This window comes from Spongiactinospora gelatinilytica (assembly GCF_003236385.1).
GTDB lineage: Bacteria > Actinomycetota > Actinomycetes > Streptosporangiales > Streptosporangiaceae > Spongiactinospora > Spongiactinospora gelatinilytica.
Map to the genome: position 1 here is coordinate 18,317 of NZ_POUA01000029.1, position 18,981 is coordinate 37,297.

General features: G+C 72.6%; 7 protein-coding genes. 5 read left to right on the forward strand and 2 right to left on the reverse strand.

The window, feature by feature from the left end; translation table 11 throughout:
* Positions 1-41: 41 nt before the first annotated feature.
* From C1I98_RS06320 to C1I98_RS06330, 3 genes are all read left to right on the forward strand, one after another.
* Positions 42-12,917, forward strand: coding sequence for a Tc toxin subunit A-related protein (locus tag C1I98_RS06320; protein WP_158557937.1), 12,876 nt, complete (start codon positions 42-44; stop codon positions 12,915-12,917).
* The gene (locus C1I98_RS06325; protein WP_146607309.1) at positions 12,914-14,362 is read left to right on the forward strand and encodes a hypothetical protein; all 1,449 of its coding nucleotides are present in this window, start codon (positions 12,914-12,916) and stop codon (positions 14,360-14,362) included. The genes C1I98_RS06320 and C1I98_RS06325 overlap by 4 nt, the downstream gene beginning before the upstream one ends.
* 497 nt (positions 14,363-14,859) lie before the next feature.
* Complete coding sequence (locus tag C1I98_RS06330) at positions 14,860-16,245, forward strand: DUF4331 domain-containing protein (RefSeq protein WP_111166131.1); 1,386 nt, start codon at positions 14,860-14,862, stop codon at positions 16,243-16,245.
* A 39-nt stretch (positions 16,246-16,284) separates the two neighbouring features.
* Here the strand turns inward: C1I98_RS06330 and C1I98_RS40360 are convergent, their stop codons facing one another.
* A complete protein-coding gene (locus C1I98_RS40360) occupies positions 16,285-16,548 on the reverse strand; it encodes a hypothetical protein (RefSeq protein ID WP_146607310.1) in 264 nt (87 codons plus the stop codon).
* A 44-nt stretch (positions 16,549-16,592) separates the two neighbouring features.
* Between C1I98_RS40360 and C1I98_RS42640 the strand changes: the two genes are divergently transcribed.
* A complete protein-coding gene (locus tag C1I98_RS42640; protein WP_199536755.1) occupies positions 16,593-17,162 on the forward strand; it encodes a hypothetical protein in 570 nt (189 codons plus the stop codon).
* Complete coding sequence (locus C1I98_RS06335) at positions 17,063-17,941, forward strand: hypothetical protein (RefSeq protein ID WP_199536756.1); 879 nt, start codon at positions 17,063-17,065, stop codon at positions 17,939-17,941. Before C1I98_RS42640 ends, C1I98_RS06335 begins: the two co-directional genes overlap by 100 nt.
* On the opposite strand, the gene C1I98_RS06340 is transcribed toward C1I98_RS06335, so the two are convergent.
* Positions 17,938-18,981 (reverse strand): helix-turn-helix transcriptional regulator (locus C1I98_RS06340; RefSeq protein ID WP_233507245.1); only part of this gene is annotated, 1,044 nt, incomplete at its 5' end. The genes C1I98_RS06335 and C1I98_RS06340 overlap by 4 nt on opposite strands.

Here is an 18,981-nt window from a genome sequence, read left to right on the forward strand (position 1 = left end):
ATCATGAGGCGCCGTTCCGGAGCCGCCTGCGGGAGATGAGCATGGTCAATGAGGGATCGTCGCCGGACTACACGCGTCTTTTCGGAGAACTCCGCTTTCCCGAGCAGGACGACGCGCGGTCGGTCTGGTCGCCCGCCGCGTACTTCGTGGAACTGCTCGGGCTGCTGGAGGGGTCGTTCGACCGGCCTGAACTGCTGGAACGACGGCCCGATCTGAAGCGCATCGTGCTGGACTCCGACAACACCTTCACCGAGACCCCCTATCTCGACATCGTCAACGAGGTGCTGGAGCGCCTAGTCGGGAGCGATCCATACGAGACGCTGCGGCAGACCTCCTATCCCTTCGGGCTGCCCTTCTCGCTGAAATCCGAACGGCTTCGGGTGTGCCTGGAGCAGATGAAGGTGACGCCGGAGGAGCTGTACCGGCTGTTCGCCACGCACGTCGATCACGACGTGGCGGCGCGGGAATACCTGGAGCTCACCCCCGAGGACGTCGTGGCCGTCACCGAATCGAGCACGGACGCGGCGGTGCTCGGGGAGCGGTACGGGCTCGCGCCCGGCGAGACGCTCGCGGTGCTGCGGGACGTGCGCAGGTTCACCGAGACGACCGGGCTGGACCACGCCGGGCTGCGGGAGCTGGCCGGGCTCGCCGGGCAGGGCGGGCTCGTCGTACTCGACGACGAGGAGATCGCGCTCTCCCCCGCGGACGGCGGCGCCGACCTGCCGCCGGTCTGGCTCGACCGGGCGCACCGGCTGATCCGGCTGGCCCGCCGTACCGGAACGTCGCTCACCGATCTCGACCTGATCCTGACCTCCTGCGCCGGGGGCCGGCTGGACCTGGCGGCGCTGCGCGCGGTCGCGGCGGTGGCGCGGCTCGGGCAGGCGCACGGGCTCGGCGCCGAGGAGGTGTGCGGGTTGGTCGTGCCCTGGCGTCCTGGAAAGAACGCGCAGGTCGAGGTGTGCGCGGGCGACATTCTCGCCCCCGCCAACCGCGACTACCGGTTCCGGCTGGCGGAGATGATCGACGTCGCCGAACCGGACATCGCGCAGATCGTCCGGCGCTACCGGGAGCACTACGCGGCCCGTGAGCCGAGCCCGTTCGACCGGGGGGAGGTCGGGCTCGCGGAGATCTCGCTGCTGCGCCGGGCCGGGCTGCTCGCGACGGCGCTCGGGGTCGGTGTGGACGAGCTGTTCGACGTGCTCGTCGTACTGGAGGGCGATCCCTCGCTCCAGCGATACACCACGTTCGCCGTCCTCGGCGAGCCGGGGCCGGAGATCCGCGACATGCACCGGGTGCTGGAGGGCGGCGCCGCGGAGCCGGCGCTGTGGCTGGCCCAGACGCTGTTCGCGGTCGTGGGCTGGATGGGGACGGCCGGGTTCGACAGCGCGGAGCTGGCCGAGATCCTGGGCGGCCGGCCCGATCCCGGCACATCGGACCTGGCCGCGCTGTTCCAGCGGCTGGGCGGCGAACTCGACGGCGTCGCGCTGTCCCCGCGGGCACTGGCCTCGGACCGGTTCGGCGAGCGGGCCGCGCAGGTGGTCCACGACGTGCTGGTGGCCTTCGACGAGGGGGTGGTGGCGGCCGTCGGAAGCCGGCTGCTCGAAGTCGACCGGGCCAAGGCCGAGGCCGCCGCGTACCGGGCGGTGACGGACCTCGGCACGATCTTCCCCTCGGACTTCAAGGGGCTCGGCCTGGGCGACCGCCTCCAGGGCAAGATCTTCCGCAACCTGGTGTACCGGGGCGGGCTGCGCGCCGACGGGACACTGGCGGCGGCGACGCCCGGTGACCTCGCGGGCGACTTCGAGCCCTGCCGCGAGGCCCTGTTCGAGGCCATCGCCGCCACGGTGAACGGCGCGGCGGCGTTCTACCCGTCCGATCTGGAGGGGTTGGAGGGCATCGGAACGTACCAGCGCGCCGAACTGTACGACAATCTCGTGTTCAACGGCCATCTCGACGAACAGGGCGAAATCCTCGACCCCGATTTCTTCCTCGACCCGGGCAACGCCGCCCGCTTCACCGTCAACGTGGACCTGACCGAGGCCGCCGGCCCGGTCGCCCGCCTCGTCCAGGAGCGGCTGGACCGGTTTCGCACGGACGCCCTCCCGCTCGACCCGGCGGCCCTGGCCGGACTGCGGCTCACCGATGCCCAGACGACCCGCCTGCTGGCGAGCCTGCGGTTCAACGGGCACCTCGACGCGGACGACCGCTACACCGACCACGTGGCGCTGCTCGACATCGCCCCGGCCGATTTCGGGCTGGCCGCGGAGTTCGCGGTCCTGCGCCCGGCCGTACTCGCCGCGCTGCGCGGCCAGATCGCGGCCCACCGCACCGCTCTGACCACCTTCGCCGCCGAGGACTTCGCCGGCCTCGCCGACGACATCGCCGCCACCAGGGTCTTCGCGGCGCTCGACGGCGTCGTCCTGGCGGGCGGCCGGGTGATCGACCCGCCGGCGTTCGACGACCCCGACGGCACCATCGCGCTCGGCCCGCAGTTCGACGCCGCCGACCAGCGGCTCGTGTTCGACCGGATCGCCGGGGTGCTGCGGGACGAGGCGCCCTACCGGCTGGACCCGGCGGCGCTCACCCGCCTCGGCCTCACCGACGAGCAGCGCGCCGCGCTGCTCGGCCACCTGGTCCAGCAGGGCCGGATCACCGACCGGTACGCCGTGCCGCCCGCCTGGCTGGGCCATTTCGCCAGTGCCGACAACTCGCTCGCGTTCGAGCTGCCCGGCATGGCCGACTACGCCCGTGATGTCTTCTTCCTGCTGCACGACGTGGCGAAGGAGCTGACGGCCGCCGTCGCGGAGATCGCCGACCGGCTCGACGCGCTGGCCGCCCGGCAGGACGCGACACTGTACGGCTGCCTCGCCGACGTGCTCGGCCTCGACCCGGCCACGGCGCGGGCGCTGTGCGGGGCGGTCGCGGGCGGCGAGCGGGAGGCCCGCCTGCTGTTCGCGGCCCCCGCGCTCGACGCGCCCGAGCCCCCAGACGACCCGCGGCTGCGGGCGGCCCACCGCCGGATCCGCCGTTTCGGGCTGCTCGCCGCCAAGCTCGGCCTCGACGCCACCGAGGTACGCGCGGTCTTCGCCGACCAGGACCTCGCCGGCAAGTTCCCCGAACCGCTGACGCTGCCGCCGGGCGTCAACCGCATCCAGGCCCTGCTCGACGCGGGCGACGGCACGATCCTGCTGTTCGGCGACGACTGTGGCTACTGGACCTACGACGCCGCCACCAGGGCCCGCACCGCCGAGGCGCGCCGCCCGCTCACCGACCTGTCGCCGCGGCTCGCCGCCCTGGCGACCGTGGACGCCGCGTTCGTGCGGCACGGCGTCGCCTGGCTCCTCGGGCGCGACACGGCGGGCGCGGCGCTGACGTTCACCCGCGAACCCGGCGGCACCCGGTGGGCCCCGAAGGCCCAGACCTGGGGAAAGGCGGGCGACGCCTTCGCGAGGATCGACGCGGCCTACAGCGACGCCGACGGCCGGGTCCACCTGTTCTCCGGGGGCCGGTACGTGCGCTACTCCACCGGCGACTACTCGGCCGTCGATGACGGCTACCCGCGCGACATCGCCGAGTGGCGCTCCCGCGAGGGGCTACCGGGTGCGAACGAGAGGATGGACGCCTGCTTCCAGGACGCCGACGGCGTCGTACACGTGTTCAGCGGCGACCGCTGGATCACCGCGGCGGGAGAGCGGCCCATCGCCGAGTTCTGGGGCCGGGACGCCCCGGCCACGGACCCCGGCCGCATCGATGCGGCCTACACCACCGATTCCGCCGTCCACCTCATCGCAGGCGGTCAGGTGCTGCGCTACTCCGACAGCCTGGAAAACCCCGGTGTCCGCGCCGACGAGGGCGCGCCGCGCCGCCTCCAGGGCGTCCCGCCGCAGTTCGAGAGCGGGGTGGAGGCCGCGTTCACCGACCCCTCAGGGGTGCTGCACCTGTTCAAGGGCGGCCGGACGGCCGCCCTCGACGGCACCGGCGCGACCGTCGAGGCGACCGCGGAACGCTGGGGCCTGCTCGGCGGCCCGGCGCCGGGCGGCCGGATCGACGCGGCGTTCACCGGGCTCGACGGCCGCACGTACCTGTTCACCGGCGACACCTACGTGCGTTACTCCACCGCCGACTACTCGGCCGTCGACTCGGGGTTCCCGCGCGCGATCGAGGGCGACTGGGGCGGGCTGACCCGGGTGGAGGTGTCGTTCGTGATGGACGGCCGCACCTACCTGTTCGGCACCGGGGGTGTGCTGCTGGAGTTACCGGACTCCCACCAGGCCGACCTGGACGCCGGACGGCTCACCCCCGCGCTGCGCCTGCTCTTCCAGGAGCACGGCCTCACCCTCACCGGGATCGCGGGCGGCGCGGCGCGCTGGGAGCTGGCCACCGCCGAGGGCGTCACGGTCGCGGTCGCGCGGGAGGGGCGCAGGCTGAAGGCGCGTTCCGCCGACGACTCCCGCTTCTACGTGCGCTACTCCACCCGCGACTACCGCACCCCCGACCCCGGCTTCCCCAAGCCGCTGTCGGACAACTGGTGGAACATGCCCGACAGCATGCTGTCCCGGCCGGTGGACGCGGTGTTCACCGGGCGCGACCAGCGCACGTACCTGTTCGCGGGTGACCGGTTCGTCCGCTTCGACGCGGCGCACCGCTGGTGGTCGGAGCCGATGGCGCTGCACGAGAAGTGGGAGAGCATCCCCTTCGACCGGATCGACGCGGCGTTCGTCGGCCTGGACGGGCGTACCTATCTGTTCTCCGGCGACCACTACGCGCGCTACTCCACCGCCGACTACACCGAGATCGACGACGGCCACCCCGCCGCGATCTCCGACCTCTGGGCCCGCGTCACCAACAACCTCGCCCGCACCGGGCGGGTGGACGCGGCGTTCGTCCTCGACGTCACCGAGCAGGCCGACGGCGTGGACGTGCCGCGCACCCGCACCTATCTGTTCTCCGGCGACCAGTACGTGCGCTACACGGGGGCCGCCCTGACCACGGTGGACCCCGGCTACCCGCGCCACGTGTCCACGCTGTCCGGTGAGCCGGGCCTGGGCGCGCTGCCGGTGCGGCTCGACGGGGTGGACGCCGCCTTCTCCGACCGGCGTACCGTCTACCTGTTCCGTGACGGGGTGTGCCACGCGGTGTCCACGGCGTCCTACCGGCGCTACGACGACCTGCCGCTGGGCGACCTGCGCTGCGCCTTCGTCGAGGACGGCTCGATCGTGGCCGAGACCGGGGCGGGCTGGCGGCGGCTGTCGGCGCTGGAGGGCCGCGCCGTCGCGGCGACGCCGTACCGGCCGCGCGCGCTGCGCACGGTGCCGGAGCGGTTCGGCACGGGCCTTTCCGCCGTGCTGAACGGTACGGACGGCACGACGTACCTGTTCAGCGGCCCCACCTGCTACAACACCGAACTCGGCCGCGACTACCCGATCGCCGAGGAGTGGGGCCGCCCCCGCGACGTACTGCGCGAGACCGGCGCGGTGGACGCCGCGTTCACCGGCCGCGACGGCAGGACCTACCTGTTCAGCGGTGACCAGTTCGTCGTGCAGGCCGCGGGCGCGTCGCTCGCCGACGGCGACCCGCGGCCGATCAGCGAGCACTGGGGCGGCCTGGAGAGCGTCGCGCTGGCCTACGTACACCGCGACCGGACCCACCTCTACAGCAGGCCCGACGCCGATGGGCTGGTACGCCTTGTCGTCTACTCCGGCTCCTCCTACGCCACGCCGGACGACGGCCACCCCGCCACCGTCCACGCCTCCGCCGTCTTCCCCGGCGCGCCCGGCGGGTTCGCCTTTCCCGACGCCGTGCTGGCCGAGGGGACCGGGCTGGTACTGCTGGCGGGCCGGAACTGCGTCTCCTACGACGACCGCGCGGGCCACTGGTCGATCGTCCGCCCGATCGAGCGGCTCTACCCCCGCTTCGGCCACGACCTGCACGACTCCGGCGAGCTGCGCTCGGCGCTGCGCACCGCCGACGGCGCCACCTGGTTCTTCTTCGGCGACACCTGCGCGGCCTTCCGCGACGGCGCGTTCGGCCCGCGCGTGCCGGTCAGGGACCAGTGGGGGCGCTCCCCCGATCCCTTCCCGGCCCCCGGCGGCACGATCGACGCGGCGTTCGTGTGGCGCGGCCGGCACACCTACCTGTTCTCCGGCGACCGGTACGTCCGCTACACCGGCGACGCCTACCGTGACATCGACCCCGGCTACCCCAAGCCCATCGCGGGCGGCCTGCGCACCGAGGAGCCGTTCGCGCGGCTTCCGGAGTCCTTCGAGGACGCCCTCGGCGGGCCGATCGACGCGATCGTCGGCAATGACCGCACCATCCATGTGATCATCGGCGGGGTCTGCCACACCGTGTCGCCCGCCCTGTCCGCCTCCTTCGCGCCGGACGCCCTCGGCCGGGCCCGTGACAACCTCGCCGAGACCGGCAGGGTGGACGCCGCGCTCGTCGCCGACCGGCGGATCTACCTGTTCTCCGGCGACCAGTACGTCCGCTACTCGGGCCCCGGGCACGCCCACATCGACGACGGCTACCCGCGCGCGCTCGGCGACCTGGCCGCCGAGCTGGGCCTGCCGCCGCTGCCGCCCGCCTTCCAGGACGGCCTGGACGCGGCGTTCGCCGGCCGCGACGGCGTCGTCCGGCTGTTTCGGGACGGCCGGTGCCTGTCCGGCGGGACGGTCACGCCGGTGAGCGGGAACTGGGGGGTGGTCCGCGACTCCTTCGACGCCGGTCCCCCCGACGCGGCGTTCACCGCGCCGTCCGGCGAACTGTACGTCTTCAGGGGCGGCCGGTACGCCCGTTATCCGGCGGACGGCGCCCTTGACCATGTCGAGCCCGGCTACCCCAGGGCCGTACGCGGCGACTGGGGCGACGCGCCGCCCGACTTCGAGAGCGGCCCCGACGGCGCCTTCGTCCTGGACGGCCGCACCTACCTGCTCAAGGGCGAGCGCTACCTGCGTTACTCCGGCTCCTACCACCTGGTGGACCGCACCTTCCCGCAGGACTTCCGACACCGCTGGACGGGGACCGCCGACTACCGGCTGAGCGACGTGCACACGATCGTCCGTTTCGCCGCGCTGTGCCGTACCACGCCCGCCGGGCTCGCCGGGTTCTTCGTGGACGGCGTCGAGGACCCCTACGCCTACCTGGCCGAGACGTTCGCCCGGCCGATCGACGAGGTGCGCTGGGCCCGGCGGAACATGGGCCTGCTGCGGGCCGGCACCAGCGAGCAGAGCCTGTTCGAGATCGAGTTCCTGCTGACCCTGGTGGACCTGTTCGCCGCGGCCGGCAAGGTGGGCACCGGCGTCGCGGAACTGTACGACGTGTGGGCGAAGATCCACGGCTCCGCCCCGGACCTCGACGCGGCGGCGGACGCGCTGCACGGCATGCTCCGGCGGCGGACCGCCGCCCAGGAGTGGCCGAAGGTGTCCGGTCAGACGCGCGACCGGCTGAACGTCCTCAAACGCGACGCGCTGGTCGCCCGGCTGACGCCCCGGCACGGCGACTCGCGCGCGCTGTACGAGCGCTACCTCATCGATGTGGACATGGGGCCTGCGGGCACGACCTCGCGGGTCCGCGAGGCCATCGCCGCGACCCAGCTCTACCTCCAGCGATACCTGCTCGGCCTGGAGACCGTCGCGCTGCCCGAGGGGGCCGACCCCGAGGAGGTACGCGACCGGCTGCGGACCTGGTGGACGTGGATGCGCGCCTACCGGACCTGGGAGGCCAACCGGAAGGTCTTCCTGTACCCGGAGAACTACCTGCGCCCCGAACTGCGCGCCCGCAAGACCCCGGCGTTCGCCGCCCTGGAGAGCGACCTGCTCCAGGGCGACATCACCGCCGAAACCGTCCAGGCCGCCTACAAGCGCTACCTGGACGAGTACACCGAGGTCTCCCGGCTGGCCATCGCCGGAGGCTACGTCTACCGGCCCGAGGGGTCCGGGCCCGAGGTGCGCCGGCTGGTGCTGTTCGGCCGCACCCGCACGGACCCGCCCCGCTACTACCACCGCTCCGCCGAGTTCCGCGACGGTGACAAGCTGTCGGCCACCTGGGAGCCCTGGCTGAAGGTGGACGTGCAGATCGCCGCCGAGCGGGTCCACCCGGTTCACGCCTTCGGCCGGGTGTTCGTCTTCTGGCCGGTCGTGGAGCCCGCCCCCGCGGGCGATCCGTCGGCGGCCACCGTGGTCGTCACCGCGGGGGCGGACGGGCGGCAGCAGGTCGACGCCCCGCCGCCGCGGTACCAGGTGAAGATCTACTACTCGTTCCGCAACCTGAACGGCGAGTGGCTGCCCGCGCAGGTGCTCGCGGTGGACGCCGAACGCGAGGGCCTGATCGGCGACGTCGGGCTCTACGTGCAGGCGTCGCGGAAGGTGCCCGGCGTCAGCGACCATGACGCGATCGTCGTCCGGTGCGCCTACACCTACGGCACGAGCGCGGTGGAGTCGGCGTTCACGCTGACGTCCGAGATGTACGGGCTGCCCGCCATCGGCACCATCGCCCCGCCCCGGCCCGCCGACCTGGACCGGCTGTTCGACGAGCCCGCCGTCACGGCGGTCACCGAGGACGACGTCGTCCGGTTCAACGCGCCCGCCGACAGCCAGGACGGCCGCTGGTTCAGCGTGGACCACAAGGGCGGCAGCTTCCTGTGCCGTCCTGTCGCCGCGCCCGGCCGCCCGGAACCGCTCCAGGCGTTCAAGCCCAACACCGACCGGCTGCCCACCACCTGGGACCGGGTGGACGCCGCGTTCCGCCTCACCGACGGCACCCTGTACTTCTTCGACGCCGCCGGCGGGGTGTTCATCGCCGTGCCGCCCGGCAAGGTGACCTCGCAGCAGACCCGCAAGCGGGTCGCCGAGCGGTTCGGCGTCGCGGGCACCGCTCTGCTGCGCGACGGCCGGGTGGACGCCGGTGTCGTCCGCGGCGGCGTGGTGCTCCTGTTCGCGGGCGAGGAGTACTACCGCTACTCGGCGACCCCCTTCGGCACGCTCGACCCCGGCTACCCGAAAAGGTTCGCGGACGGCGGCGGCGACCGCCTGCCGGTCGCCTGGACGAAGATCGACGTGGCGTTCACCATGCCGGACGGTACCGAGGTGCTCTACTCCCGGGACCGCGACCAGTTCACCGCGGCGGGCAGGCCCCCGCGGTCGGCCTCCGCCGCGTGGGGGGTGACCGGCCTGGACCGGGTCCACCAGAACGACGACGCGACCTTCCTGGTCTACGGCGACCGGTACGTGCGGCTGAACGCCGACCTCACGGTGGAGTCCCCCTCGCACGAGCTGGCGGGCAACACCGACCAGGTGCCGGTCCAGGACGGGCCGGGGCCCGTGGTGCGCGGTGGCTCGATCGAGATCGTCTTCGACAACGACCGCGGCACCTACACGGGAAGCGGGGACGGGAGCACGCGCGACCTGGGCCGGGTCGCGACCAGGTTCTCCGCGAGCGGCGCGGTCACCGCCGCCTACCTGGCCGACGGCAGGCTGTTCCTGGTCGGCCCGGACGAGTACGTCCGCTACACCCTCGCCGACGGCGGGACCACCATCCCCGACCACATCGATCCGGGATACCCGAAGAAGACGGCCCAGCCGATCAGAGGCGTGCTGACCCGCGGCGAGCGGCGGTACGCGTTCGGCCCCACCGGCTACGCCCCGCTGCCCCCCGGCTGGGAGCCCGGCACGCCGCTGAAGTTCCTGCCGTACGAGGGCAACTGGCGCGCGCTGCCCGCCGGGTTCCCCGGCGACTTCACCGGCCTGCTGGAGGGCGACACCGCCGTGTACCTGTTCCTCGGGCAGAACTACGCCGCCTACCCGGCCGGCGACGCCGTGCCGCGCCCCTACGAGATCGCCGCGCTGCCGACCGAGCTGATCCGGCTGACCTCCAGCACCGCCGCCGAGCTGAACCTGCGGCTGCTCGCCGGTGGCGTGGACGCGCTGCTCGACCCCACCACGCAGGAGCTCGCGGAGCTGCCCGCCTTCAGCGCCACCGTCTCCGACGCCAAAACCGTGCGGGTCAAGCCGGAGCTGGCGGCCAACGTCCCGGTCAGCTCCTACCTGGACTTCGACAGCGCCAACGGCCTGTACTACTGGGAGATCTTCTTCCACGCGCCGCTGTTGATCGCCCAGGCGCTGAACGGTGCGCAACGCTTCGAGGAGGCCAGACGCTGGTACGAGTACGTCTTCGACCCGACCTCACCGGCCCGCTACTGGAGGTTCCTGCCGTTCCTCGCCGCCGACGTGTACGCGCTGGTCGCCGAGTGCCGCCAGGATCTCGCCGAGCTGGGGTCCGGCGCGCTCGAATCCCTGCTGTCGCCGATCCTCACCGAGCTGACGGCTCTCGCGCCCGCCTTCCGCCGGGCCCGCGACCTCACCACCGACGAGCTGGACTATCTCACCCACCTCGCCGGCACCGGCCTGGACGAGGTCAGGGCGGCGCTGGTGGCCGAGCCTCGCGGGGCCGCGCTCGCCGAACGCGTCGCGATCATCGGCGGGCTGCGCCGGCAGTACAACTCGATGGGCGACCGGCAGTCGCTCATCCGGGCGTACCTGAACGACCCGTACGACCCGCACGCCATCGCCGAGCTGCGGCCCGACGCCTACCGGCGGGCCGTCGTCATGGCCTACATCGACAACCTGCTCGACTGGGGCGACATGCTGTTCGGGCAGTACACCGCCGAGACCATCGACGAGGCGCGGATGCTCTACATCTACGCTTACGACCTGCTCGGCCCGCGGCCTGTCACCCTCGGCCCGGCGGCGCTGCCGCCCGCCGCGCCCTACTCCTCCGAGCTGGGCGACGGGCCGGTCGAGACCGGGCACCTCACCGCCGAGGGCGCGCTGCTCAAGGACGCCGGCGCGGTACACGCGGGCGTCGCCCACCCCTACTTCTACGTGCCCGGTAACGAACGGTTCATGGAGTACTGGACGCGCGTGGAGGACCGGCTGACCAAGATCCGGGCATCGCTCGACATCATGGGCGTCAGCAGGCCGATCCCGCTGTTCGACCCGCCGCTCGACGTCATGGCGCTGGTGCGCGGCGCGGCGGGCGGCGACACGGCCGACGTGGCCGCCGCCGCGGCGGCCGTGCCGGTGCCCGCCTACCGGTTCGAGGTCGTGTACCAGCGGGCCCGCGACCTGGCCGACCGGCTCCGGCAGCTCGGGGCCGACCTGCTCGACGTCATCGACCGCCGCGACAACGAGGAACTCAGCCGGCTCCAGAACCGCCAGGACGGCGAGATCCTGGCGCTGACCACGCAGCTCAAGGAGACCGAGGTCAAGATCGCCGAGGAGGGGCTGGCCGAGGCCCGCGACGCCAAGGCCGCCGCCGAGAACCGGGTCGCCTACTACAAGAAACTCGTGGACGAGGGGATCTCGCCGCTCCAGGAGGCGCAGCTCGCGATGCTGGTGGCGGGCGCGGCGGCGCAGTTCGTCTCCAGCGGGCTGAAGATCGGCGCGGCGGTCGCCTCAGGCGTGCCGCAGGCCCTCGTCGGGCCGTTCATCATGGGCACCTCGGTCGGCGGCGACCAGGTGGGCAAGGCCCTGGACGTCGGCGCGGACGTCGCCGCCGGGCTCGGCCAGGGGTTCGGCATGGTCGGCGAACTGCTCGGCGTACGGGCCGACCAGGAGCGCACCGAGCAGGACTGGCGGTTCCAGCTCGACACCTGCCGCTCCGACGTCGTCCAGCTCGGCCACCAGGTCACCAGCGCCGAACTCCAGCTCGCCCTCGCCCGGCGCGACCTGGAGATCCACAAACGGCAGATCGCGCACCTCACCGCCGTCAGCGACTTCCTCACCGCGAAGTTCACCGGGCCGGAACTGTACGGGTGGATGGCCGGTCAGGTGTCCGGGATCTACTTCCAGACCTACCGGATGGCCCTGGACCTGGCCCGCGCCGCCGAACGTGCCTACGAGGCCGAACGCGGCGCGGCCCCGGGGCTCGTCAGGGCCACGTATTGGGACTCCCGGCGCAAGGGCCTGCTCGCCGGGGACCGGCTCGCGTTCGACCTGGACCGGCTCGGCCAGGCGTACTTCGACTCCGGCGAACGCGGCCTGGAGATCACCAAGCGGGTGTCGCTGCTCCGGCTCGACCCCGCCGCGCTGCTGGCGCTGAAGAACGACCGGCGCTGCGAGTTCGCGCTCACCGAGACCCTGTTCGACCGGGACTTCCCCGGCCACTACCGGCGGCGGATCAAAACGGTCAGCGTCGCGTTCGTCACCGCCGACGGCCCCGTCCCCGCCAACGCGACCCTCACCCAGATCGACGACAAGACCGTGCTGTCCCCCGACCCCAAGGCGGTGCGCTTCCTGCTCGACCCCAAGGGGTCGCCGCCCGCGAGCCTGCGCGGCAACTGGCGGCCCGGCCAGCGGATCGCGCTGTCGGAGGTCGATGACGGGCAGGACGACGGCGGCCTGTTCGAGGTGCGGTACGACGACGACCGCTACCTGCCGTTCGAGGGGACCGGCGCGGTGTCCCGCTGGCGGCTTGAGACCCGCACGCCCCCGCCGGGGCTGCTGGACGTGGTGATCACCGTGCGGTACACCGCCGAGGACGGCGGCGAGACCTTCGCCACCGCGGTGCGGGGCATGCTCAAGCCCTACCCTTCCGCGCTGTTCCTGGACGTCGCGGCGCGGTTCCCCGAGGCGTGGGAGGAGTTCACCACGGGCGCCGAGCTCAACCTGCCGATCACCCCCGACCTGTTCCCGGCGATGTCGGGACGACAGGTCACCGGGGTCATAGCGCAGTACGGGAGCGCCGACGGCGACGCGCGTTTCCTGCTGCACGGCGACCCACGGCTGGCCCTGAACGCGGGCAGGCTCGTGCAGACACCGGGCCTCACCGCGGGCGGCCGGCCATGGCGGTTCACCGCCACCGGCGACCGCGACGCGCTGACCGGTTTCTCCCTGATGCTCCTCTACCGGGCGATCCCATGATGAAGCGGAAGCGAACCCTCAGCGACCGCACAAAGGCGGTACACCACACTCCGGCCACGAGCCATCCCGGTACGTCGGAGCATCTCAACGCGAACAAGCGCCTCCGGCCCGCCGGCGATTTCGTGCCGCGTGTCACAGCCAGGGAAGGCACGATCACGCACATGATGTTCAGCCGCACGCCCTCCCCGTTCGGTAAGGAGATGGGCGACCACACCACCGCATGGGCGAGCGTCGTCGATGCCCTGCACGCCTCCCTGCACGGCAAGACGGTCAAAGACTCGGTGGAAAAGCTGCGGGAACGGCAGCGCCACGCCGAGGCATGGAAGTCCGATGACAACTCGACGGGCAAGAAACTGTGGGAGATCCTGCACCCCTCCTCCGCCTCCCCTTCCCACGATCTGCGGCGGCGCGAAGACTTGCTCGACGAATCTTCACGTAAGGTAGGCCAGCTGCTCGACCAGGCCGAGCACGCTCTGAACAACTCGGAGCCCCCTGACAAGGCAGCCGAGCTGCTGGCGGACGCGATCGACCAGCACCTCACCTACGACAATGCGCTGCCCTACGCCACGGTGCTCGCCAAAAGCCAGACCGGCTCGAAGGGATCGGGCGAGGGCACCGCCCGCACCGCCATTCTTGAGGTCGAGCGCAACCCGGACGCCCCCTTGTCGGACACCGAAATCCGAGAGACCCGCGACAATCTGTGGAAACTGTTCTCAATGGAGGCGGCGGTCCGCGAAGCCGGTGTCGAACACGTCGTCGCACCGGAGCAGACGGAAAGATTCGTGGCCGATATCGGCAAGGCCAAGAAGCTGTCGAAGGATGTGTCCGCTTTCATCGACAAGCTCCTGGACCCCAACGGCGGACGCGACGAGCGGCTGGCATTCATCGCCAAGGCGGATTCGATCACCGAGGAGGCCGGCGATCTCGCGGCACGGGACCCGGGATACCAGGAGTTCCACGACATGACGGCGGAGATCATCCAGACCGTCCGGGCGCTGCAGGGCCTGGCGGCCACTGGAAAAGCCATGAAGCCCAAACCGCTCAACGAATACAAAGAGGCACTGGACGGAAGAAGCGGCGCGTTGGACGACCTGAAGAAGTCGCTGGACGTCACCCCGGAGCAGGCGCGCGAAAAGAGCGCTCTCATCCTCGCCCACCTGCTGTACAGGCACCAGATGACCGTGGCCACGGCCTACCCCAACGCCGTCGCGAAGTCGAACTTCCTGACAACCGACGCGGCCGAGGCCGCCGCGATCCGGCTGCGCGAATACCTGTCACCCGACAAGGGCGAGGAAGACGAGGACAAGCAGGACAAGGAAGAGGAGGACCCGATCGACCAGTTGGTCAACCGCGTCAAGGCACTGCACGCGAGCTTCCAACCCCGGCCGGAGGTGGGCGACGACAGCGGGTGGGCGGCCACGGCGGGCACACGACAGCCTGGATGACGGCCCGCGCCGGCCACTGCGAACGCCGCGACGGAACAGGCCGCCCGCCGGCTCACCGATCTGCTCCCGGGTACGCCAGAGGGCGACCCCCCTCTACCAAGTGACTGTAAGTAGTGATACAACTACAGACCACAGTCAGGCGGGCGGTCCTTCCGGCGCCTCCCCCCACTTTCCGAGAAGAAGACTCATCATGCGTTCAATGCGCGCGACGCCCGTCGCCGGTGGCGCCGCTCTCGCCACCCTGCTGCTGTCCACGCAGGCCGCCCAGGCCGCTCCCGCGCCCGGCTTCCCCGGGGGCGGCTGCCTGGCCGAAGGTCAGGTCGGCAGTTACCTCTCCAAGGAAGGGAGCGCCAAGGCCACGTTCTCCAGCGCCTTCCTCGGCGAGCTGCGGCGGGCCGGGATCAGGTTCGAGGCGCTGGCACCCATCGAGCTCGTTGACGGTGGCACGGCGGTGTGGATGCCGATCGGCGGCCCGGCAGTTGCGAGGCGAAAGACACATGCGAAAGACCGACCCCCCGAGCCGGCGGACCTGGACCGCCGCCGGCGCATCCGTGGCCATGCTGGCGACGGCCGTGCTGCTCGGCCCGTCGATGGGGCCGAGCACGGCCACCAGCCACTGGGACGCCCCGGCCACCACCCTCGACAAGCAGATCGACGCCACCGACCTGTACGCCTTCACCAGCCCGGAACGCCAGGACACCGTCACGATCGTGGCGAACTACATCCCCTTCCAGGTCCCGCACAAGCCATACCAGTTCGACACGAACGCCCGCTACGAAATCCACGTCGACAACACCGGCACCGGAAAGGCGGCCATCACCTACCGGTGGACGTTCGCCAACAAGGGCCTGCCGGTGCCGTCCTTCCTACGCGGCGGCCGGCGCGCCGCCGCGGCCGGACCGGCCGACGCGCTCGTCGAGCAGTCCTACACCCTCACCAAGATCAGCAACGGCAGGACCGAGACGCTGGTGCGGGACGGCTACGTCGCCCCGACCGACATGGGCGCGCCGGCCACGCGCGGCTATCCCAAGCTGCGCGAGAAGGCCGTCCGCGACCTGCCCGGCGGCGGCAGGGTGTTCACCGGCACGGCCGCCGACCCGTTCTACTCCGACAACCACGCGGTCAGCCTGCTGCGGTTCGGGCTGCCGTTCTTCCCCGTCAAGACGGGTGTGCCGATGAACGTCAGCGCGCTGGCGCTGCAGATCCCCAAGTCGGAGCCGGCGCTCGGCGGCGACGCGGCGGCCAATCCGGTCATCGGCGTCTGGACGACGGCCTCGCGAAAGTCCAGCGCCCTGCTGGGCACCGGCTCGGCCGACCACAAGCAGGTGTCCCGGCTGGGCAACCCCAACTTCAACGAAGTGATCATCCCGCTCAAGGAGCGCGACCGGTTCAACGGGCTGCGGCCGGACGGCGACGAGAGCGGCGGCCTCGTCGTACCGTCCACCCTCGACCCGCAGCAGGCCAAGGTGGTCGCCGGCCAGGCCGGGGTGACCGCGCCGCCCGCGCCGCGCAGGGACCTGGAGCAGATCTTCCTGACCGGGCTGACCGCCCGTGGCGATGGCCCCATCCGGCAGGACCTCAACTCCCATCTGCTCAACCGGGACGCCTCCGGCGTGGTCAGGGCCGAGGAACTGCGGCTCAACATGAGCACGCCGGTGACCACGCCGCAGAACAAGTACGGCATCCTCAAGGGCGACCCGCAGGGCTATCCGAACGGCCGCCGGCTGATCGACGACGTGGTGACCGTCAATCTGCGGATGCTGCTCGGCGAGCCCGCCGGGCGGGGCGCGCCCGGCCTGATCGCCGAGGACAACCCGGCCTTCCTGACCAAGCCCATCTCCGGCGGTTTCCCCTACCTGGCGCTGCCCGTCACCGCCGCCTGACCCGCTCCGAGCACCGACGAGGACACCCGAGCAGATGATTCACCTGCGGAGATCGCTGCCCCTGCTGACATGCGCGCTGCTGGGTTGCGCGCTGCTGGTCCTGTTCGCACCCGGGGGCGTACTGCGCCGGGGCGAGCCGCCGGCCGGGCAGGCGGGGCGGTCGCCGTACGATCTGACCGGTTCGATCGAGGCCGCCCAGGAGTACCTGCGCCGCCGTCCCGGCGACGCGGCGGCCTGGGCGTCCCTCGGCCGGTTCTGCGCGCGCGGATCACCGCCGGGCCGCTGCACCGCCGGGTCCGCCACGCCCACCACCAACACGACGCCCCGGCGCTACTGGAGGCGGGAGCATGATCGCCGTGGTGATGGCCGCCGTGCCGGCCGCGCACCCGCTGGGCGACTTCAGCGTCAACCACTTCGACGGGCTGACGGTGCGGCCCGACCGGATCGAGGACGTCGCCATCGTGGACAGCGCCGAGATCCCGACCTTGCAAAGGTCCGTGCCCGGCGATCACGGCCGGTACGCCCGGGGGGCCTGCGCCCGGCTGCGCGACGACATCCGGGCCGAGGTGGACGGGCGCGCCCTCGCCTGGCAGGTCGCCGGCGCGTCGTTCGCCTACCAGCCGGGCGCGGCCGGGCTGCGTACCAGCAAGGCTGACCTGCCGCCTGACCGCTCCGCTGCGGATCGACCGGCGTCGCACGCTGACCTTCGCCAACGTCCACGAGACCGGGGCCCCGGGGGGGGCGGGAGATCACCGCGGGCGGTCACGGCGTACGCATCAGCGCCTCCAGCGTGCCGTCCGCGAGCCGGTCGGGACGGTTGCGCACCTATCCCGCCGACCTGCTCAGCTCACCGCTCGACGTCCGGCGGGCCGAGGTCACCGTCGAGCCGGGCGGCGGCGAGACCGGCGCGGCGGTGAGCGTCCCCGGCGCGGACGTCATCACCCGCGCCACCGGGGCGCTGGCCGAGCGGCTCAACGCGCTGGTCGGCGCGGACCGGCTGACGGTACCGGTCGGGCTGCTGGCCCTGCTGCTGTCGCTGCCGCTCGGCGCCGCGCACGCCGCGCTGCCCGGGCACGGCAAGACCGTGATGGCCGCCTACCTGGCCGGACGGCGCAGCCGGCTGCGTGACGCGGCCACCGTCGCGATGACGGTCACCGCCACGCACACCGCCGGAGTACTGATCCTCGGGACGCTCGTCACGGTCACCACCTCGCTGGCGGGGGATGTGGTGCTGGGCCGGCTGGGCACGGCCGGCGGGCTCATCATGGCCCTGATCGGCGCGAACCTCCTCCGCGCCGCCCTACGCGCCCACAGCCGCGGCCACGGCCATGGGCACGGCCATGGGCACGGGCACGGGCACGGGCACGGGCACGGGCACGGGCACGAGCGGCGATCCGGTGGGGTGGTGGCCTTGGCGGTGGCCGGTGGGCTGGTGCCCAGCCCTTCCGCCCTCGTGGTGCTGCTGGGCGCGATGGCGCTCGGACGTACCTGGTTCGGTGTGGTGACCGTCGTGTGCTACGGGCTCGGCATGGCCGCCACCCTGCTCACCGCCGCGCTCGCCCTGCGCCGCCTGGGCCACCTCACCGTCACCACACGCCTGCACCGGCTGCGCCCCTACAGCGCCGTGATGACCGCCGCCCTGATCCTGCTCGTCGGCATCGGCGTCACCCTGCGCGCCCTCGCCGAACTGACCTAGTCACCGCCGAACACCCGTTCAAGAGCGTTCCGGCCGGAGACTCCGAGCTTGGCGTACACCCGGCCCAGGTGGTTGTTGACCGTGCGTAAGGACAGGCCCAGCCGGGCCGCCACGGCGCGGCCGGACAGGCCCGCCGCGATCAGTTTCGCGACCTGTAGTTCGCGCGGGGTCAGCGTGGCCTGGCTTCCGGTCAGGTCGGTCAGCGGGGTGCGGGCGCCGCCGCACTCGTCCTGTAACTCGCGGGCCAGTACCAGGGCGCGTTTGGCCGCCGTGCGCTGACCGGCGGCGGCGTGCAGGCGGTGGGCGGTGGCCGCGGCCTCCGCCGCGAGCAGGAGATGGCCGAGCGCGCGTAGCGTCTGCGCCGCTTCGGCCAGGGCGGGGGCGTCGTCGTCGGCCAGCGCGGCGCAGACGGCGGCGAAGGCGGCGGCCGTCTGACCGCCGGTCTCTTCCGCCAACCGCCGCAGCCGGTCGCGTACCTGTTTCGCCGCCCCGAACCTGGCCATGTCGCACAAAGCCTGCGCCTCGATCAGCGGCGCGCCCGCCGCGCGCGCGGCCTGGGCGGCCTTGCCCGCGACGGCGACGGCGCCGGGCAGGTCGAGCGCGGCGGCCAGGGCCCAGGCCCGGTTCCGTTCGATCCAGCAGGCGAGCAGCGCGCCGGGCGGCTCGGGCGCGCCGGCCATCCGGCCGAGCCACTGGTCCGCCTTCCCGGTCTCGCCCGCCATGGCGTGCGCTCCGGCGAGTTCGGCAAGGTGGACGCGGCGTAATCGGAGTGGATCATGCTCATCGAGCAGTACCACCGCCTCCCGCAAGTCCTCCTGCGCGGGCCGTACCCGGCCCTGGGCCTTGGCCACGACGCCGCGCACCGCCGCCCACAGCCCGACGACGGGAGCCGGCCGGGCCGCCGCCGCCTCGCGGTACCCGTCCTCGGCCACCTCGGCCGCCTCCGTGAGCGCGCCGCCCAGCAGCAACGCCAGGCACCTGGCCGCGTCCACCTGCGCCTGCCCCCACGGCAGCTCCCGCCGATGCGCCATGGCGGCCTC

What these genes read in the sequence shown, in the direction of transcription:
- C1I98_RS06320 (WP_158557937.1), top strand. Translation starts at nt 42, where the DNA reads ATGGTCAATGAGGGATCGTCGCCGGACTACACGCGTCTTTTCGGAGAA.
- C1I98_RS06325 (WP_146607309.1), top strand. Translation starts at nt 12,914, where the DNA reads ATGATGAAGCGGAAGCGAACCCTCAGCGACCGCACAAAGGCGGTACAC.
- C1I98_RS06330 (WP_111166131.1), top strand. Translation starts at nt 14,860, where the DNA reads ATGCGAAAGACCGACCCCCCGAGCCGGCGGACCTGGACCGCCGCCGGC.
- C1I98_RS42640 (WP_199536755.1), top strand. Translation starts at nt 16,593, where the DNA reads ATGATCGCCGTGGTGATGGCCGCCGTGCCGGCCGCGCACCCGCTGGGC.